The 15,089-nt window shown below is 74.6% G+C and carries 13 protein-coding genes; 4 read left to right on the top strand and 9 right to left on the bottom strand.

The genetic code is table 11. The features are described 5' to 3' along the window. Window positions 1–50: 50 nt before the first annotated feature. The 6 genes from EJA20_RS10490 to EJA20_RS10465 form a co-directional block, all read right to left on the bottom strand. Entirely contained in the window at window positions 51–1,364 is a 1,314-nt protein-coding gene (locus EJA20_RS10490; RefSeq protein WP_129338105.1) for an ABC transporter permease, read from the bottom strand. Further along, on the bottom strand, window positions 1,361–2,689 hold the full coding sequence (locus tag EJA20_RS10485) for an ABC transporter permease (RefSeq protein ID WP_129338104.1): 1,329 nt from the start codon (window positions 2,687–2,689) through the stop codon (window positions 1,361–1,363). The genes EJA20_RS10490 and EJA20_RS10485 overlap by 4 nt, the downstream gene beginning before the upstream one ends. Next, window positions 2,686–4,203, bottom strand: a complete 1,518-nt coding sequence (locus EJA20_RS10480; protein WP_129338103.1) for an ABC transporter ATP-binding protein — start codon at window positions 4,201–4,203, stop codon at window positions 2,686–2,688. The genes EJA20_RS10485 and EJA20_RS10480 overlap by 4 nt, the downstream gene beginning before the upstream one ends. 103 nt (window positions 4,204–4,306) lie before the next feature. Further along, a complete protein-coding gene (locus tag EJA20_RS10475) occupies window positions 4,307–5,404 on the bottom strand; it encodes a BMP family lipoprotein (RefSeq protein ID WP_129338102.1) in 1,098 nt (365 codons plus the stop codon). A gap of 295 nt (window positions 5,405–5,699) precedes the next feature. Beyond that, window positions 5,700–6,911, bottom strand: a complete 1,212-nt coding sequence (locus tag EJA20_RS10470) for an amidohydrolase (protein ID WP_129338130.1) — start codon at window positions 6,909–6,911, stop codon at window positions 5,700–5,702. Window positions 6,912–7,144: 233 nt separating this feature from the next. Further along, window positions 7,145–8,302, bottom strand: coding sequence for a mannose-1-phosphate guanylyltransferase (locus EJA20_RS10465; RefSeq protein WP_129338101.1), 1,158 nt, complete (start codon window positions 8,300–8,302; stop codon window positions 7,145–7,147). 195 nt (window positions 8,303–8,497) lie between these two features. On the opposite strand from EJA20_RS10465, the gene sdhC reads away from it, so the two are divergent. From sdhC to EJA20_RS10445, 4 genes are all read left to right on the top strand, one after another. After that, window positions 8,498–8,926: a succinate dehydrogenase, cytochrome b556 subunit gene (gene sdhC, locus EJA20_RS10460; protein WP_129338100.1), complete on the top strand. Its 429-nt coding sequence runs from the start codon at window positions 8,498–8,500 to the stop codon at window positions 8,924–8,926. Further along, the gene (locus EJA20_RS10455; RefSeq protein WP_129338099.1) at window positions 8,926–9,390 is read left to right on the top strand and encodes a succinate dehydrogenase hydrophobic membrane anchor subunit; all 465 of its coding nucleotides are present in this window, start codon (window positions 8,926–8,928) and stop codon (window positions 9,388–9,390) included. The genes sdhC and EJA20_RS10455 overlap by 1 nt, the downstream gene beginning before the upstream one ends. Window positions 9,391–9,451: 61 nt before the next feature. Beyond that, window positions 9,452–11,287, top strand: a complete 1,836-nt coding sequence (sdhA, locus tag EJA20_RS10450) for a succinate dehydrogenase flavoprotein subunit (RefSeq protein ID WP_129338098.1) — start codon at window positions 9,452–9,454, stop codon at window positions 11,285–11,287. Then, complete coding sequence (locus EJA20_RS10445) at window positions 11,287–12,105, top strand: succinate dehydrogenase iron-sulfur subunit (RefSeq protein ID WP_129338097.1); 819 nt, start codon at window positions 11,287–11,289, stop codon at window positions 12,103–12,105. Before sdhA ends, EJA20_RS10445 begins: the two co-directional genes overlap by 1 nt. A gap of 44 nt (window positions 12,106–12,149) precedes the next feature. Here the strand turns inward: EJA20_RS10445 and EJA20_RS10440 are convergent, their stop codons facing one another. The 3 genes from EJA20_RS10440 to trpS are packed head-to-tail and all read right to left on the bottom strand — an operon-like array spanning window position 12,150 to window position 14,935. Then, window positions 12,150–13,274: a YihY/virulence factor BrkB family protein gene (locus tag EJA20_RS10440; RefSeq protein WP_129338096.1), complete on the bottom strand. Its 1,125-nt coding sequence runs from the start codon at window positions 13,272–13,274 to the stop codon at window positions 12,150–12,152. A gap of 9 nt (window positions 13,275–13,283) precedes the next feature. Continuing rightward, window positions 13,284–13,907 (bottom strand): 2'-5' RNA ligase family protein, encoded by a 624-nt coding sequence (locus EJA20_RS10435; protein ID WP_240675343.1) that lies wholly within the window; start codon window positions 13,905–13,907, stop codon window positions 13,284–13,286. Then, window positions 13,904–14,935: a tryptophan--tRNA ligase gene (gene trpS, locus EJA20_RS10430; RefSeq protein WP_129338095.1), complete on the bottom strand. Its 1,032-nt coding sequence runs from the start codon at window positions 14,933–14,935 to the stop codon at window positions 13,904–13,906. Before trpS ends, EJA20_RS10435 begins: the two co-directional genes overlap by 4 nt. Between the last annotated feature and the right edge of the window lie 154 nt (window positions 14,936–15,089).

Below are 15,089 nucleotides of genomic sequence, written 5' to 3'. Positions count from 1 at the left end.
CGGGCGTGGTCGGGGACGGGGGGGCGGGCGTGGCAGCGGTCACCGCGGCCTCACTCCTTCACGTAGGGCTGCCCGGACGCCGCGGGGCCGCGCGAGCGGCCGACGAGGCCCGCGACCGCGAGCACCGTGACGACGTACGGGAGCATGAGCATGAACTGGCTGGGCACGGGCGCGCCGACGATGCTGAGGGCGCCCTCGAGGTTGGAGGCGGCGCCGAAGAGCAGGGCCGCCAGCGCGGCGCGCACGGGGTCCCACTTGCCGAAGATGACGGCGGCGAGCGCGATGAAGCCCGCGCCGGCGGTCATCTCCTTGCCGAAGGACGACACGGAGACGACGGTGTAGAAGGCGCCGCCGAGGCCGACGATGCCCCCCGCGACGAGCACGGCGACGTACCGGGTGCGCTGCACCTTGATGCCGACGGTGTCCGCGGCCTTCGGGTGCTCGCCCACCGCGCGCAGGCGCAGGCCCCAGCGGGTGCGGTACAGCGCGAACCAGACCGCCGGCACGGCGAGGTACATGAGGTAGACGACGACGGACTGCCGGAACAGCGCCGGGCCGAGGACGGGCACCTCGGACAGCAGCGGCACCGCGACCGGCGGGAAGCGGGTCGTGGAGTTCAGCCGGTCCGCCGAGGGCACGAGCACCTGCGAGTACAGGAAGCTCGTCAGGCCGATGACGAGCACGTTGAGCACGACGCCGACGATGACCTGGTCGACCTTGTAGGTGATGGTGAACAGGCCGAGCACGAGGGCGACGAGGGCGCCGGCCAGGACCGCGGCGAGGAGCCCCGCCCACGGGCTGTCCGTCAGGGACCCGACGACGGCGGCGGTGAAGGCGCCGGCGAGGAGCTGGGCCTCGATGGCGATGTTCACCACGCCCGCGCGCTCGCCGAGGACGCCGCCCAGGGCGCCGAACACGATGGGGACCGCGAGGAGCACGGAGCCGCCGACGAGGCGGACGACGGGGAAGTCGCGGTCGCTGCCGGCGCCGGCCCAGGCGAGGAACCCGACCACGAGGAGCACGGCGAGCAGCGCGGACAGCACGACGGGCACCCGCCGCCCCGCGCGGACGAGCAGCGCCATGCCCGCGGTGACGAGCACGGCGAGCACCACGCAGACCCAGGCGACGGTCTGCCCGGGCACCGCGACGGACGGGATGCGGAAGAGGTCGGTCTCGGAGGAGAACCGGAACCGGGCCAGGCCCGCGTGCGGCGCGAGCGCGACGAGGAGCGCCAGCAGCAGCGTGAGGACGCCGGAGGCGACGACGGCCTTGCGGCTGACGACCGCGACGTGCCGCGCGACGACCGCCGTGGCGCCCTCCTGGGGCGCCGGCGAGGAGGACGGGGTGGGGGCGAGCGTGGTCATGCCGCCGCCTCTCGGGTCGTGGCGCGGCGTCGGGGGCGCGCCTGCGGCTGCGGCAGCCGCAGCACGGCGCGCACCAGGGGCGGCGCGGCGATGAAGAGCACGATGAGCGACTGCACGACGAGCACGATCTCGATGGGGATGTTCTCCGCCGCCTGCATCGTCGAGCCGCCGGCCTTGAAGCCGCCGAAGAGGATCGCGGCGCCGAGCACGCCCCACGGGGTCGAGCGGCCGAGCAGCGCGACGGTGATGGCGTCGAAGCCGATCCCGGCGTCGATGTCGTAGGAGAAGCCGGTCGTCACGGTGCCGAGCACCTGCGTGGTGCCCGCGATCCCGACGAGCGCGCCCGCGACGAGCATCGCCACGACCGTCGTGCGCCGGACGTCGATCCCGGCGACCCGCGCCGCCGCGGGGTTCTCCCCCACCGCCCGGAAGCCGAAGCCCAGCGTGGAGCGGTTCAGCAGCCACCACACGAGGACGACCGCCAGCAGCGCGACGAGGAAGCCCGCGTGCAGCGTGAACCGCTCGCCGAGCAGCCGCGGCAGGATCGCGGTGTCCTGCATCGCCGGCGTCTTGGGGTTCGCCGAGCCCGGGGCCTGGAGCAGGCCGGGCGTCGCGAGCAGGTAGGAGATCCCGTAGAAGGCGATGTAGTTGAGCATGATCGTGACGATCACCTCGTGGGCGCCGGTGAACGCCTTGAGCACGCCGGCGATCCCCGCCCACACGGCACCGGCGGCGATGCCGGCGACCATCGCGAGCAGCAGGTGCAGCCCCACGGGCAGGTCCGCGGCGAAGCCGACCCAGCCCGCACCGGCCGCCGCGGCGAGCATCTGCCCCTGGCCGCCGATGTTGAACAGGCCGGCCCGGAACGCCACCGCGACGCCGAGCCCGGCGGCGATGAGCGGCGTGGCGAAGTTCAGGGACGAGGTGAGCGGCCGGATCGCGCCGGCGAGGTCGTCGGCGCGGAAGTTCCACACCGCCCCGCGGAACAGGGCCGCGTAGGCGCTGCCCACCGCGGACCCGACCGCGCCCAGGGTGTCGAGGGGGCGGGCGAAGAAGTACGACGAGGCCTCCTGCACGCCCTCGTCCGTGAAGGCGATCATCACGGAGCCGGCGAGCACGGCCAGCAGCACGGCGCCCACGGAGACGGCCCAGCCGCCCGCGAACACGCGGTGCACGGCGGCGCGCCACCGGGCGGAGTCGTCCTCGACGGGTGCGGGCGGCGGCCCGGCGGGGTCCGCCTCCGGCGAGGGGTGCGTCGCCGGGTTGTGCGGGACCGCGTCGGGCGCGACCGCGCCGCCCGCGGCGTAGGGGTCCGGGGTGGTCATGCCGACGCGCCTTCCGTCTGCGGGATGCCGGCCATCATGAGGCCGAGGACGTCGCGCGGGGTCGTCGCGGGCACGACGCCCACCACCCGGCCGCGGTACATCACGAGGATCCGGTCGCCGAGCGCCACGGCCTCGTCGAGCTCGGTGGACACCACGACGACCGGGACGCCCGCGTCGCGGGTCTCGACGATCCGGCGGTGGATGAACTCGATGGAGCCGACGTCCACGCCGCGGGTCGGCTGCGAGGCGACGAGGAGGCGCAGGTCGCGCGAGAGCTCGCGGGCGAGGACGACCTTCTGCTGGTTGCCGCCCGAGAGCCGACCGACGGGCGTGTCGATGCCCTGCGTGCGGATGTCGAACTCCTCGACCTTCTCGGCGGCGAACCGGTCGCGCAGGCCGAGCTGGAGCTGGCCGGCGCGCGCGAAGGGCGGCCCGTCGGTCCGGTCGAGGACGAGGTTCTCGGCGACGGTGAACGCCCCGACGAGGCCGTCGTGCGTGCGGTCCTCGGGGACGATCCCGACGCCCGCGTCGAGGACCTGCCGCACGGACCGGCCCAGGAGCTCCGTGCCGTCGAGCGTGACGCTGCCGCCGGAGGCCGGCTGCAGCCCGACGAGGGCCTCGGCCAGCTCCGTCTGCCCGTTGCCCTGCACGCCGGCGACGACGAGGACCTCGCCGCCGCGCACGGTGAACGAGACGTCGTCGACGACGACGGCGCCCGTCGGGTCCGTGACCTCGAGCCCGCGGACCTCCAGGGCCGAGGCGGTGGGCCGCGGCGCCTCCTTCGGCACGGTGAGCTCGACCGCGCGGCCGACCATGAGGGCGGCGAGCTCGGCGTCCGTCGACGTGGGGCTCGCCTCGCCGACGATCCTGCCGCGGCGCACGACGGTGATGCGGTCGGCGACCTCGCGGACCTCGCGGAGCTTGTGGGTGATGAAGACGATGGCGGCGCCGCCCTCCTTGAGCCGCCGCATGACCGCCATGAGCTCGTCGGTCTCCTGCGGCGTGAGCACGGCGGTGGGCTCGTCGAACACGAGCACCCTCGCGTCGCGCGAGAGGGCCTTGATGATCTCGACGCGCTGCTGCACGCCGACGGGCAGGTCCTCGACGAGGGCGTCGGGGTCGACGTGGAAGCCGAACCGGTCGGCGATCTCGCGGACGCGGCGGCGGGCGGCGTCGAGGTCCAGACGGCCGGCCGCCTTCGTCTCCTCGTGGCCGAGCATGACGTTCTCGGCGACGGTGAAGACGGGGATGAGCATGAAGTGCTGGTGCACCATGCCGATGCCCGCGGCCATGGCGTCGCCGGGCCCGGTGAAGCGCTGGACCTCGTCGTCCAGCAGGATCTCGCCCTCGTCGGCCGTGTAGAGGCCGTAGAGCACGTTCATGAGGGTGGACTTGCCGGCGCCGTTCTCGCCCAGGAGGCAGTGGATCTCGCCGGGCTCGACGCGCAGGTCGATGTGGTCGTTCGCGACCAGGGCGCCGAAGCGCTTCGTGATGCCGCGCAGCTCGAGCTTCATGCCTGTCCTCGGGAGGTGTCCGGGCGGGTGGGGCCGGGGGTGCCGGGCGAGCAGCACGACGCTCCCCGGGGTCGGCGTGCGCCGTCCCCGGGGAGCGTCGGGCTCACTCGGACAGGTACGAGGTGACCTCGACCTCGCCGGCGATGATCGCCTCGCGCAGCGCGTCGACCTCCTCGACGAGGGCCGGGTCGACCTCCGCCTCGAAGTCGTGCAGCGGCGCGATGCCGACGCCCTCGTTCTCGAGCGTGCCGACGTAGGCCTCGGGGTCGAACTCGTCGTTGCCGGAGGCCAGCACGGCCTCGTACGTCGACAGCTGCATGTTCTTGAGGATCGAGGTCAGGACGATGTCCTGGACCGACGGGTCCGTCTCGAACACGTCGGCGTCGGCGCCGATGAGCGCCACACCGCCGCCGGCGTCCGCGATCGCGTCGCGCGCCGACTGGTAGATCGGCCCGCCGACGGGCAGGAGCACGTCCGCGCCCTGGTCGATGAGGCCCGCGGCGATGTTCTTCGCGTCGTCGTTCGCCACGAAGCCGCCGGTGAAGGAGCCCTCCTCGCCGCCGGCGTAGCCGACGACCTGGACGGAGGCGCCCTTCTCGCTGTTGTAGTACTCCACGCCCTGACGGAAGCCGTCCATGAAGATCGTCACGGTCGGGTAGGGCTGGCCGCCGAACGTCCCGACGATGCCGCTCGTGGAGTAGCCGGCCGACAGGTAGCCGGCGAGGAAGGCCGCCTGCGCCGTGTCGTAGAGGAGCGGCTTGATGTTCTCCGCGTCCTTCGTGCCGTCGAAGTCGTTGTCCGCCGCGTCGTCGACGAGGATGTAGTCGATCTCGGGGTTGGCGGTGGCCGACTCGACCGTCGCGGCCGACAGCGCGAAGCCGACGGAGACGATGGCGTTGCAACCCTCGCCGACGAGCGACTCGAGGTTGGGCTGGAAGTCCGTCTCCGAGTCGGACTGGACCTCCGAGAAGGCGGCGCCGAGCTCCTCGGTGGCCTGCTGGGCGCCCTGGTAGCTCAGCTGGTTGAAGCTCTTGTCGTCGAACCCGCCGGCGTCCGACACGATGCAGCCGCGGAAGTCCGACTCCGGGGCGGCGGAGGAGCCGCCGGTCGAGCCCGCGTCCTCCTCGGGTGCGGCCCCGCAGGCCGCGAGCGCCAGTGCGCTCACGGCGACGAGCACCGCGCTGCGTGTGGTGGTCTTCACGTCGTCACTCCTGTTTCCGTCTCGGACACTCGTCCCCGTCGACGACCCGCCCCCGGGTCGCGCTCGTGCGGCTGGCACCTCGACCCGGCGGGACGAGGGTAGACCGGTCGGCGGCCGGGGCGCGCCCGTGCCGCCGCCACCGGGCGTCCGCCCGGTGCCGGGCCGGTGCCGTGCCGACCGGTGCGACCCTAGTGAGCGCGGTGTGACGCCGGTGTTTCGTCCCCCGGCGGGGGCCCGTTCGTTACCGAACCGGAACACGGCCGCCGCCCGTCCGGGTGAGGCCGTCGGGCGCCGGTCAGGCCGCCGACGCCAGCAGGGCCACGCGCGCCAGGAGCAGCGTCCCCGCCTCGACGGCGCGCTCGTCGACCCGCAGGTCCCCCTGGTGGATGTCGAAGGTGCGCCCGCCGGGGGTGCGCGTGCCCAGCCGGGCCATGGCGCCGGGGACCTTGGTCAGGTACCACGCGAAGTCCTCGCCGCCGAGGGACTGCTCCGTGAGCTCGACGGCGGCCGGGCCGAGCACGTCGCGGGCCGCGGCCTCGAGCAGGCCCGTCGAGCGGGCGTGGTTCTCCACGGGCGGGACGCCGCGCTGGTGGTGGAGCTCGACCTCGACCCCGTAGGGCGTGGCGACCTGGGTGACCGCCTCGCCGAACACCTCCGACGCGCGCTCCCAGGCCCGCACGTCGAGGCACCGCAGGGTCCCGCGCACGACGCCGTGGGAGGGGATGGCGTTGTTCGCCGAGCCGGCCTGGACCGCGCCCCACGTGAGGTTGACGCCCGAGCGCGGGTCGAGCCGCCGGCCGAGGATCGCCGGCACCTGCGTGATGACCTGGCCGAGGGCGTAGACGACGTCCTCCGTGAGGTGCGGGCGCGAGGTGTGCCCGCCGCGGCCGGAGAGGCTGACCGTCACCTCGTCGCTGGCGGACGTGATGGGTCCGATGCGCGTGCCGACGTGGCCCACGTCGAGCTTGGGGTCGCAGTGCACCGCGAAGATCTGGCCCACGCCGTCGAGGCCGCCGGCGGCGAGGACGTCGAGGGAGCCCCCGGGCTGCACCTCCTCGGCCGGCTGCAGCACGAGCCGCACGCCGCCGACGGGCCGCCCGAGCTCGGCGAGGCGGGCGAGGGCGAGCCCGGCGCCGAGGACGACCGCCGCGTGGACGTCGTGGCCGCAGGCGTGGGCGGCGCCGCGGGACGTCGAGGCCCACGGCAGGCCGCACTGGTCCGGCAGGGGCAGGGCGTCGAGGTCGGCCCGCAGCGCGACGCGGCGCGTGCCGGGGGTGGTGTCGCCGAGGTCGCACACGAGGCCCGAGCCGGGCAGGAGGCGGGGCCGCAGCCCGGCGGTCCGCAGGCGGGCGGCGACGACGGCCGTCGTGCGCTCCTCGAGCCGCGCCGTCTCGGGGTGGGCGTGCAGGTCCCTCCGGACGGCGACGAGCTCGTCGCGCAGCTCGTCGACGACCTTGAGCAGGAGCGCGACCGTCGGGTCCGTCGGCGCGTCCGCGCCGTCGCGCACGGGGCCGACGGGGTGGCTCGCCGCCCATGCGGCGGTGTCCGCCGGGGGCCCCGGCACCGCCGGGACGACCACGGGACCAGGGGGCACCGGGGGCACCGGGGGCACCGGGGGCACGGACGGGTCGCTGGCGGGTGGCACGCCGCGAGCCTAGTGCGCGCCCGCCCCGCGGGCGGGGGCGGCCCGCGCCCGCCCGGGGCTGCCGGACGGGCGGGCGCGGCCGGCCGGGACGCCCGTCAGAGCAGGTCCGTCCGCTCCCGCCCGCGCCACCCGTCCACGGCCGCCTTCACGGCCTGGGCCTGGGCGCGGGTCGTGACGAGCACGGCGTCGGGGGTGTCGACGACGACCGCGTCGGGGACGCCGACCACGCTGACCGTCCGGCCCGTCCCGGGCACGACGAAGGCGTCCTGCGCCGCGCCGACCCGCTGGACGAGGGCCTCGTCGCCGAGCGTGACGGCCGCCGCGCCGCCCGCCCGCGCGGCGAGCAGGCCCGCGAGGGAGGCGAAGTCGCCGACGTCGTCCCAGCCGAAGTCGCCGGGCACGACCGCCACGCCCCCGGCGGCCGCCACGGGCTCGGCGATGGCGTGGTCGATGGCGATCTTCGTCAGCCCCGGCCACACCTCGGCGAGCACCGCCTCGCGGTCCGGCCCGTCCCAGGCGGCCGCGATGCGCCGCAGGCCGTCGTGCAGGGTGGGCAGCTGCGTCGCCAGGTGCTCGAGCAGCGTCGCGGCCCGGACGAGGAACATCCCGGCGTTCCACCGGTACTCCCCCGTCGCCAGGTACTCGGCGGCGGTCCCGGCGTCGGGCTTCTCCGTGAAGCCGACGACGTGCCGCACCGACGGTGCCGCCTCCAGGCCCAGGGAGGCGCCGGCGCGCACGTAGCCGAACGCGGTGGACGGCTCCGTGGCGGTGATGCCGATGGTGACGACGTACCCGGCGCGGGCACCCTCGACGCCGTCGCGCACGGCGCGCCGGAACAGGTCGTCGTCGGTGATGACGTGGTCGGCCGCGAAGGACCCGAGCACGGCGTCGGGGCCGTGCCGCTCGAGGAGCACCGCGGCCGCGAGGCCGATGGCCGCCATGGAGTCGCGCGGCGACGGCTCGGCGAGGACGTCGGCCTCCCCCACCTCCGGCAGCTGCTCGGCGACGGCGGCCGCGTGCTTCGCGCCCGTCACGACGAGGACGCCGCCGGGCCCGGCGAGGGGGGCGAGGCGGTCGACCGTCGCCTGGAGCAGGGTCCGGCCGGTGCCGGTGAGGTCGAGGAGGAACTTCGGGTGCCCCGCGCGGGACAGGGGCCACAGCCGCGTGCCGGCGCCGCCGGCCGGGACGACGGCGTGGAAGCCGGGGATCGGGCCGCCGGGGCCGGCCGGGGTCTGGGGGTCGGGGCTCGCCATGCCCGCGACCCTAGCGGCGGGGCGCCGCGCGCCGGGGCGTGCCCGGTGGTGGCACCGGCCACCTGTGCACTTGCTCACAACGGTCGCTGTGAACGCGCCCGCCGCGGACGGGCCGGACCCGCGCCGGTGCTTACCATGGACGCCTGATCATCCGACGATGACGTCGTCGTCCCTCTCCCTGGAGGCGGAACCCCCGTGGCCACAGCCCAGACCGAGCAGCGCACCCCGGTGGCTGCTCCCCGACGCCCGTCCCGCGGGCTCGGGACGCTCTACCGCGGGCAGGAGGGGATGTGGTCGTGGGTCGCGCACCGGGTGACCGGCGTCTCCATCTTCTTCTTCCTGCTCGTGCACGTGCTCGACACCGCGCTCGTGCGCGTGTCCCCCGAGGCGTACAACGACGTCATCGGCGCGTACAAGAACCCGGTCATGGGCCTGGCCGAGGCCGGACTCGTCGGGGCGATCGTGTTCCACGCGTTCAACGGCGTCCGGATCATGCTCGTCGACTTCTGGTGGAGCGGCACGCGCCGCCACCGCCTCATGTTCTGGGTCGTCGTCGGCCTCACCGTCCTGGTGATGGCGGGCTTCCTGCCCCGTCACCTCATGGCCGTCTTCGGGGGCGAGTGATGACGACGATCGCGGACCCGAAGGCGCCGCGGGCGGCGCGCCCCGGCCCCGGCCGGCGCAGCACGCGCGGCAACACCGAGCTCTACGGCTGGGTCTTCATGCGGGTGTCCGGGGTGCTCCTGCTGATCCTCATCTTCACGCACCTGTGGTCGAGCCTCATCTCCGGCGAGGGGATCAGCCAGGTCGACTTCGGCTTCGTCGCCGGCAAGTGGGCCAACCCGTTCTGGCAGGTCTGGGACCTGACGATGCTGTGGCTCGCGATGATCCACGGCACGAACGGGATGCGGACGATCGTCAACGACTACGCGGAGAAGGACTCGACGCGGCTGGTCCTCAAGAGCGCGCTGTACCTGGCGTTCACCGTCGTCGTCGTGCTCGGGACGCTCGTGATCTTCACGTTCGACCCGTGCCCGGCCGGTGCCCCGATGGACCTGCTGCCCGACGTGTGCAGCGACCTGCCCTGACGTCCGCAGCCCCGCCCGCAGCACCCGCCGCACCGCCCCCCGCAGAGAGAAGCCTCGCCCGATGCAGATCCACCAGTACGACGTCGTCATCGTCGGCGCCGGCGGTGCCGGGATGCGGGCAGCGCTCGAGTCCTCGGTCCGCACCCGCACGGCCGTCATCTCGAAGCTGTACCCGACCCGGTCCCACACCGGCGCGGCGCAGGGCGGCATGTGCGCCGCCCTCGCCAACGTCGAGGAGGACAACTGGGAGTGGCACACCTTCGACACGGTCAAGGGCGGCGACTACCTCGTCGACCAGGACGCCGCGGAGGTCATGGCCAAGGAGGCCATCGACGCCGTCCTCGACCTGGAGAAGATGGGCCTGCCGTTCAACCGCACGCCCGAGGGCCGCATCGACCAGCGCCGCTTCGGCGGGCACACGCGCAACCACGGCGAGGCGGCCGTGCGCCGGTCCTGCTACGCCGCGGACCGCACGGGCCACATGATCCTGCAGACGCTCTACCAGCAGTGCGTGAAGAACGAGGTCGAGTTCTTCAACGAGTTCTACGTCCTCGACCTGCTGGTCGACCACGACCTGGCCGCCGGCGAGGTCGCGGAGGGCGACGAGGTCGCGGTGGCGGGCGTCGTGGCGTACGAGCTGGCGACGGGCGAGATCCACGTGTTCCGCGCGAAGTCGGTGGTGCTCGCCACGGGGGGCGCCGGGCGCATCTACAAGACGACCTCCAACGCCCACACGCTCACGGGCGACGGCATGGCGCTGGCGTACCGCCGCGGCATCCCGCTGGAGGACATGGAGTTCTTCCAGTTCCACCCGACGGGCCTGGCCGGCCTGGGCATCCTGCTGTCGGAGGCCGCCCGCGGCGAGGGCGCGATCCTGCGCAACAGCGAGGGCGAGCGCTTCATGGAGCGCTACGCCCCGACCATCAAGGACCTCGCGCCGCGCGACATCGTCGCGCGGTCCATGGCGAACGAGGTGCGCGAGGGCCGCGGCGCGGGGCCGAACAAGGACTACGTCCTGCTCGACCTCACGCACCTGGAGCCGGCGCACATCGACGCCAAGCTCCCCGACATCACGGAGTTCGCGCGCACCTACCTCGGGATCGAGCCCTACACGGAGCCCGTGCCCGTCTACCCCACCGCGCACTACGCGATGGGCGGGGTGCCCACGAACATCGAGGGCGAGGTCCTGCGCAACGAGTCGGACGTCATCCGCGGGCTCTACGCCGCGGGCGAGGTCGCGTGCGTGAGCGTGCACGGCTCGAACCGCCTCGGCACGAACTCCCTGCTCGACATCAACGTCTTCGGCAAGCGCGCCGGCATCTCGGCGGCCCGCTACGCGGTCGACGCCCCCTGGGTCGACCTGCCCGAGGCGCCGGCGGCGCTCGTCCAGGCCGAGCTCGAGGAGATCCGCACCCGTCCCGACGGGGAGCGCGTGGGCGACCTGCGCCAGGCCCTGCAGGAGACGATGGACGCCAACGCGCAGGTGTTCCGCACGGAGGAGTCCCTCCACCAGGCGATGGACGACCTGCGCAGCCTGCGCAAGCGGTTCGCGGCGGTGAGCGTGCAGGACAAGAGCCGGGCGTTCAACACCGACCTGCTCGAGGCCGTGGAGCTCGGCTTCCTGCTCGACATCGCCGAGACGGTCGTCGTCGGCGCCCTGAACCGCCGGGAGTCGCGCGGCGGGCACTTCCGCGAGGACTACCCCACGCGGGACGACGAGGGCTACATGCGGCACACGATGACGTACCGGCGGCCGCTGTCCACGCCGGTGGCGGGGGCGGGCGGTGACGTCGACGGCTCCTTCAGCGGCAGCACGGAGCTCGACGGCTACCGCGTCGTCCTCGGCTCGAAGCCCGTGACCATGACCCGCTACCAGCCGATGGAGCGCAAGTACTGATGACCGCCACCCTCGAGAAGACCGCCCCCGGGCCCGGGTCCGCCGAGTCCGGCCTGGGCGCCGTGCCGTCCTTCCAGGTGACCCTGCGGGTCCAGCGCTACCTGCCCACCGACGCGGGCGACCTGCCCGCGGGCCAGGACGTGGGCGCGCCCACCCCCGGCGAGTACCGCTGGGACGAGTTCACGCTGACGATGCACGGCACGGACCGCGTGCTGGACGCCCTGCACAAGGTGAAGTGGGAGCACGACGGGTCGCTGACGTTCCGGCGCTCGTGCGCGCACGGCGTGTGCGGCTCCGACGCCATGCGGATCAACGGCCGCAACCGCCTCGCGTGCAAGACGCTGCTTAAGGACCTGGACCTGTCCAAGCCCGTCGTGGTCGAGCCCATCAAGGGCCTGCCGGTCCTCAAGGACCTCGTCGTCGACATGGAGCCCTTCTTCGCCTCCTACCGCGAGATCATGCCGTTCCTCGTCACCACGGGCACGGAGCCGACGAAGGAGCGCCTGCAGTCGGCGAAGGAGCGCGAGCGCTTCGACGACACGACGAAGTGCATCCTCTGCGCGGCGTGCACGACGAGCTGCCCGGTCTTCTGGACGGACGGGCAGTACTTCGGTCCCGCCGCCATCGTCAACGCCCACCGGTTCATCTTCGACAGCCGCGACGAGGGCGCCGCCCAGCGCCTGGAGATCCTCAACGACAAGGAGGGCGTGTGGCGCTGCCGCACGACCTTCAACTGCACGGAGGCCTGCCCCCGCGGCATCGAGGTCACGAAGGCGATCCAGGAGGTCAAGCGGGCGATGATCACCCGCACCTTCTGAGGTCCCCCTCGCAGGTCCCGCACGGCGCCCGTCGGCGCCCGGTCCTAGCGGCCGGCGTCGGCGGGCGTCGTCGCGTCCGGGGCGGCGAGCTCCTCCGTCGAGGGGTCGGCCGTCCACGCCGCGGCCAGCAGCGCGATGCGCGCGATGAGGTTGATCCAGACGAGCAGCGTCGCCAGCACGGTGACACCGGCGAAGACGGGGTTCGACGAGGCGCTGCCGGCCACCACGGAGGTCCCGAGCACGCGCACGACCCCCAGCCCGACGCCGGCGATGGCCGCGCCCTGGAGCAGGTCGCGGCGCGGCGGGTCCTGCACGGCGAGGTACTTCACGACGAGCACCCAGGTGCCCGCGTCGACCACGAACGACACGGAGATCCCGACCACCCGGGCCACGACGCCCGCCGCCTCCGACGCCCCGAGCACGCCCACGAGCCAGTCCGCCGCGGTCGTCGCGCCGACGGTGAGCAGGGTCGACACGAGGACGACGAGCCCGGCGGCGACGAGCCCGCCGACCTCGCGCAGCTTGGACAGCACCGCGTTCTGCCCGGCGGCGGGGGCGGCGAACATCGCCCGCACGGCCGTCCGGAGCGCCCCCATCGCGGCGGTGGCCGAGACCACGAGCACGACGACGGCGGTGAGGCCGGCGAGGAAGGAGCCCGACGAGAACTGCAGCCTCTCCGGGTCGACGAGGCCGTCCTGCGCGTCCGGACCGGTCTTCAGCAGGCCCGGCAGCGACTGCCCGACCGTCGCGAGCACCTCCTGGCGCAACGCGTCGTTGCGCCCGAGGACGGCCATGAAGACCGTGTAGCCGATGGTGAGGCCCGCCGCCACGGAGAAGAGCGCCGCGTAGGCGATGCCGCCGGTGAGCACGCCGCCGCCGGCCTGCCCGAACCGGGCGTTGGCCCGCGCCGCCCGGGTGCCGTTCCACCAGGCGAGCAGGGCCTGCACCCGCGCGAGCAGCGCCGCGAACCCCCGCTTCCGGCGCGAGTTCGTGGGGTCCTCCTCCCCCAGGGCGAGCCCGGCGGTCAGGTGCGCCGACCCGGCGCCCCGGGCGGGGCCGACCTCGACGCCGCCCGTGCCGCCGTAGCCCGGCGGCACGCGCGGCGCGGTGGGCGGCGGGACGGCCGGCACCTGCGCGGCGGTGCGTGCGGGGGCGCGCCTGTGCTCCATGGCGCGAGGCTAGGGGCGGGGCGTCCCCGGGGCATCCGCTCGCGACGCGGCGGCCACAGGCGCCGGGGACCCGCCGCCGAGCCGGTGGACGTCCTCCGTGCGCCAGACCCCGTCGGGGCCCTGCACGAAGCACTCCAGCGCCTCGACGAGGAACTCCGCCTCGAGGTCCGCCAGCCGGGCCTGCACGGCGTCCGCGGCGTCGTCGTCGACGTGGTGCGCCACCGTGACGTGGGGGTGGAACGGGAAGCGCAGGGGCTGGGCGAGGGGCCCCCGGCGGGCGGCACGCTCGAGGGCGGCGCACGCCTCGTGCCCGGCGACGACGTCCACGTAGACGACCGGCGAGACGGGGCGGAACGTGCCGGTCCCCCGCAGGCGCAGGACGAACGGGTCCGCCGCCGCGGCGACCCGCTCGAGGTGCGCGGACACGGCGGCCCGCGCCGCCGGGGCGACGGGCGTGGGGTTCACGAGCGTCACGTGCGGCGCGACGGACCACGCCACCGGGTCCCCGGTGGCCGCGCGCTCCCGCTGGAGCAGCGTCGACCAGGGCTCCGGCACGCGGACGGCGACCCCGAGCAGGGGCGCCGCCGCCCCGTCCGTCCCGTCCGGCGCGTCCGTCCCGCCCGGGGCGCTCACGCCGACCGGCGGCGCGGCGGCAGCAGGCCGAAGGCGCCCTCGAGCCGCGCCAGGGTCTCCCCGGCGATCGCGCCCGCCCGCTCCGCGCCCTCGGCGAGCACGTCGTCGAGCGTGGCGGGGTCGGAGAGGTACCCGTGCACGCGCGCCTGGAACGGCTCGAGGAACGCGACGACGACCTCCGCGAGGTCCTTCTTCAGGTCGCCGTAGCCGCGCCCGGCGTACTCCTCCTCGAGCGCCGGCACCGGCCGTCCCGAGAGCGCCGAGTAGATGGTGAGGAGGTTGGCGATCCCGGGCTTGGCCACCGGGTCGAAGCGGATGTCGCGCTCCGCGTCGGTCACGGCCGACCGGATGCGCTTGGCGACGACCTTCGGGTCGTCCAGCAGGTCGACGAGCCCCGCCGGGCTGGCGGCGGACTTGCTCATCTTCGCCGTCGGCTCCTGCAGGTCGTAGATCTTGGCGGTGGCCTTCACGATGTACGCCTCGGGCACCACGACCGTGCCGGCGCCGAACCGCGCGTTGAGGCGCTGCGCCAGGTCGCGCGTGAGCTCCAGGTGCTGGCGCTGGTCCTCCCCCACCGGCACGAGCGCCGTGTCGTACAGGAGGATGTCCGCGGCCATGAGCACGGGGTAGGTGAACAGCCCGACGTTCGCGCTGTCCGACCCCAGGCGCGCGGTCTTGTCCTTGAACTGGGTCATGCGCCCGGCCTCGCCGAAGCCCGTCAGCGTGCTCAGCAGCCAGGCCAGCGACGCGTGCTGCGGCACGTGGGACTGGACGAACAGGAGCGAGCGGGCCGGGTCGACGCCCGCGGCGAGGTACTGCGCCGCCGTGCGACGGGTCCGCTCGCGGAGCACGGCCGGGTCGGGCTGCACCGTCAGCGCGTGCAGGTCGACGACGCAGTAGATGGCGTCGTGGTCGTCCTGGAGCCGCACCCACTGCGTCAGGGCGCCGAGGTAGTTCCCCAGGTGGAGGGAGTCCGACGTCGGCTGCATGCCCGAGAAGATCCGGGCCCGGGTGGAGGACGGCACCATGGACCCATCATCGCAGGCCGGGCGGGGTGGTCCGGCTCGCCGGGCGGCGGCCGGGCCGGCGTCCGGCGCGCGGCCGGGGCCGCGGCGTCGCTCAGGTGGCCTCGGCGTCGAAGGGCGCGGGGCCCTCGGCGGGGCCGCGGGCGGACGACCGCGG

The organism is Cellulomonas endophytica, assembly GCF_004123805.1.
In the GTDB taxonomy this organism is placed as follows: domain Bacteria; phylum Actinomycetota; class Actinomycetes; order Actinomycetales; family Cellulomonadaceae; genus Cellulomonas; species Cellulomonas endophytica.
The sequence above is the reverse complement of the archived record's forward strand: the minus strand, read 5'-3'. Positions and strand labels throughout refer to the sequence as shown.

Coding starts and splice junctions, on each gene's coding strand:
- EJA20_RS10490 (WP_129338105.1), bottom strand. CDS start 1,364: ATGACCACGCTCGCCCCCACCCCGTCCTCCTCGCCGGCGCCCCAGGAG.
- EJA20_RS10485 (WP_129338104.1), bottom strand. CDS start 2,689: ATGACCACCCCGGACCCCTACGCCGCGGGCGGCGCGGTCGCGCCCGAC.
- EJA20_RS10480 (WP_129338103.1), bottom strand. CDS start 4,203: ATGAAGCTCGAGCTGCGCGGCATCACGAAGCGCTTCGGCGCCCTGGTC.
- EJA20_RS10465 (WP_129338101.1), bottom strand. CDS start 8,302: ATGGCGAGCCCCGACCCCCAGACCCCGGCCGGCCCCGGCGGCCCGATC.
- EJA20_RS10455 (WP_129338099.1), top strand. CDS start 8,926: ATGACGACGATCGCGGACCCGAAGGCGCCGCGGGCGGCGCGCCCCGGC.
- sdhA (WP_129338098.1), top strand. CDS start 9,452: ATGCAGATCCACCAGTACGACGTCGTCATCGTCGGCGCCGGCGGTGCC.
- EJA20_RS10445 (WP_129338097.1), top strand. CDS start 11,287: ATGACCGCCACCCTCGAGAAGACCGCCCCCGGGCCCGGGTCCGCCGAG.
- EJA20_RS10440 (WP_129338096.1), bottom strand. CDS start 13,274: ATGGAGCACAGGCGCGCCCCCGCACGCACCGCCGCGCAGGTGCCGGCC.
- trpS (WP_129338095.1), bottom strand. CDS start 14,935: ATGGTGCCGTCCTCCACCCGGGCCCGGATCTTCTCGGGCATGCAGCCG.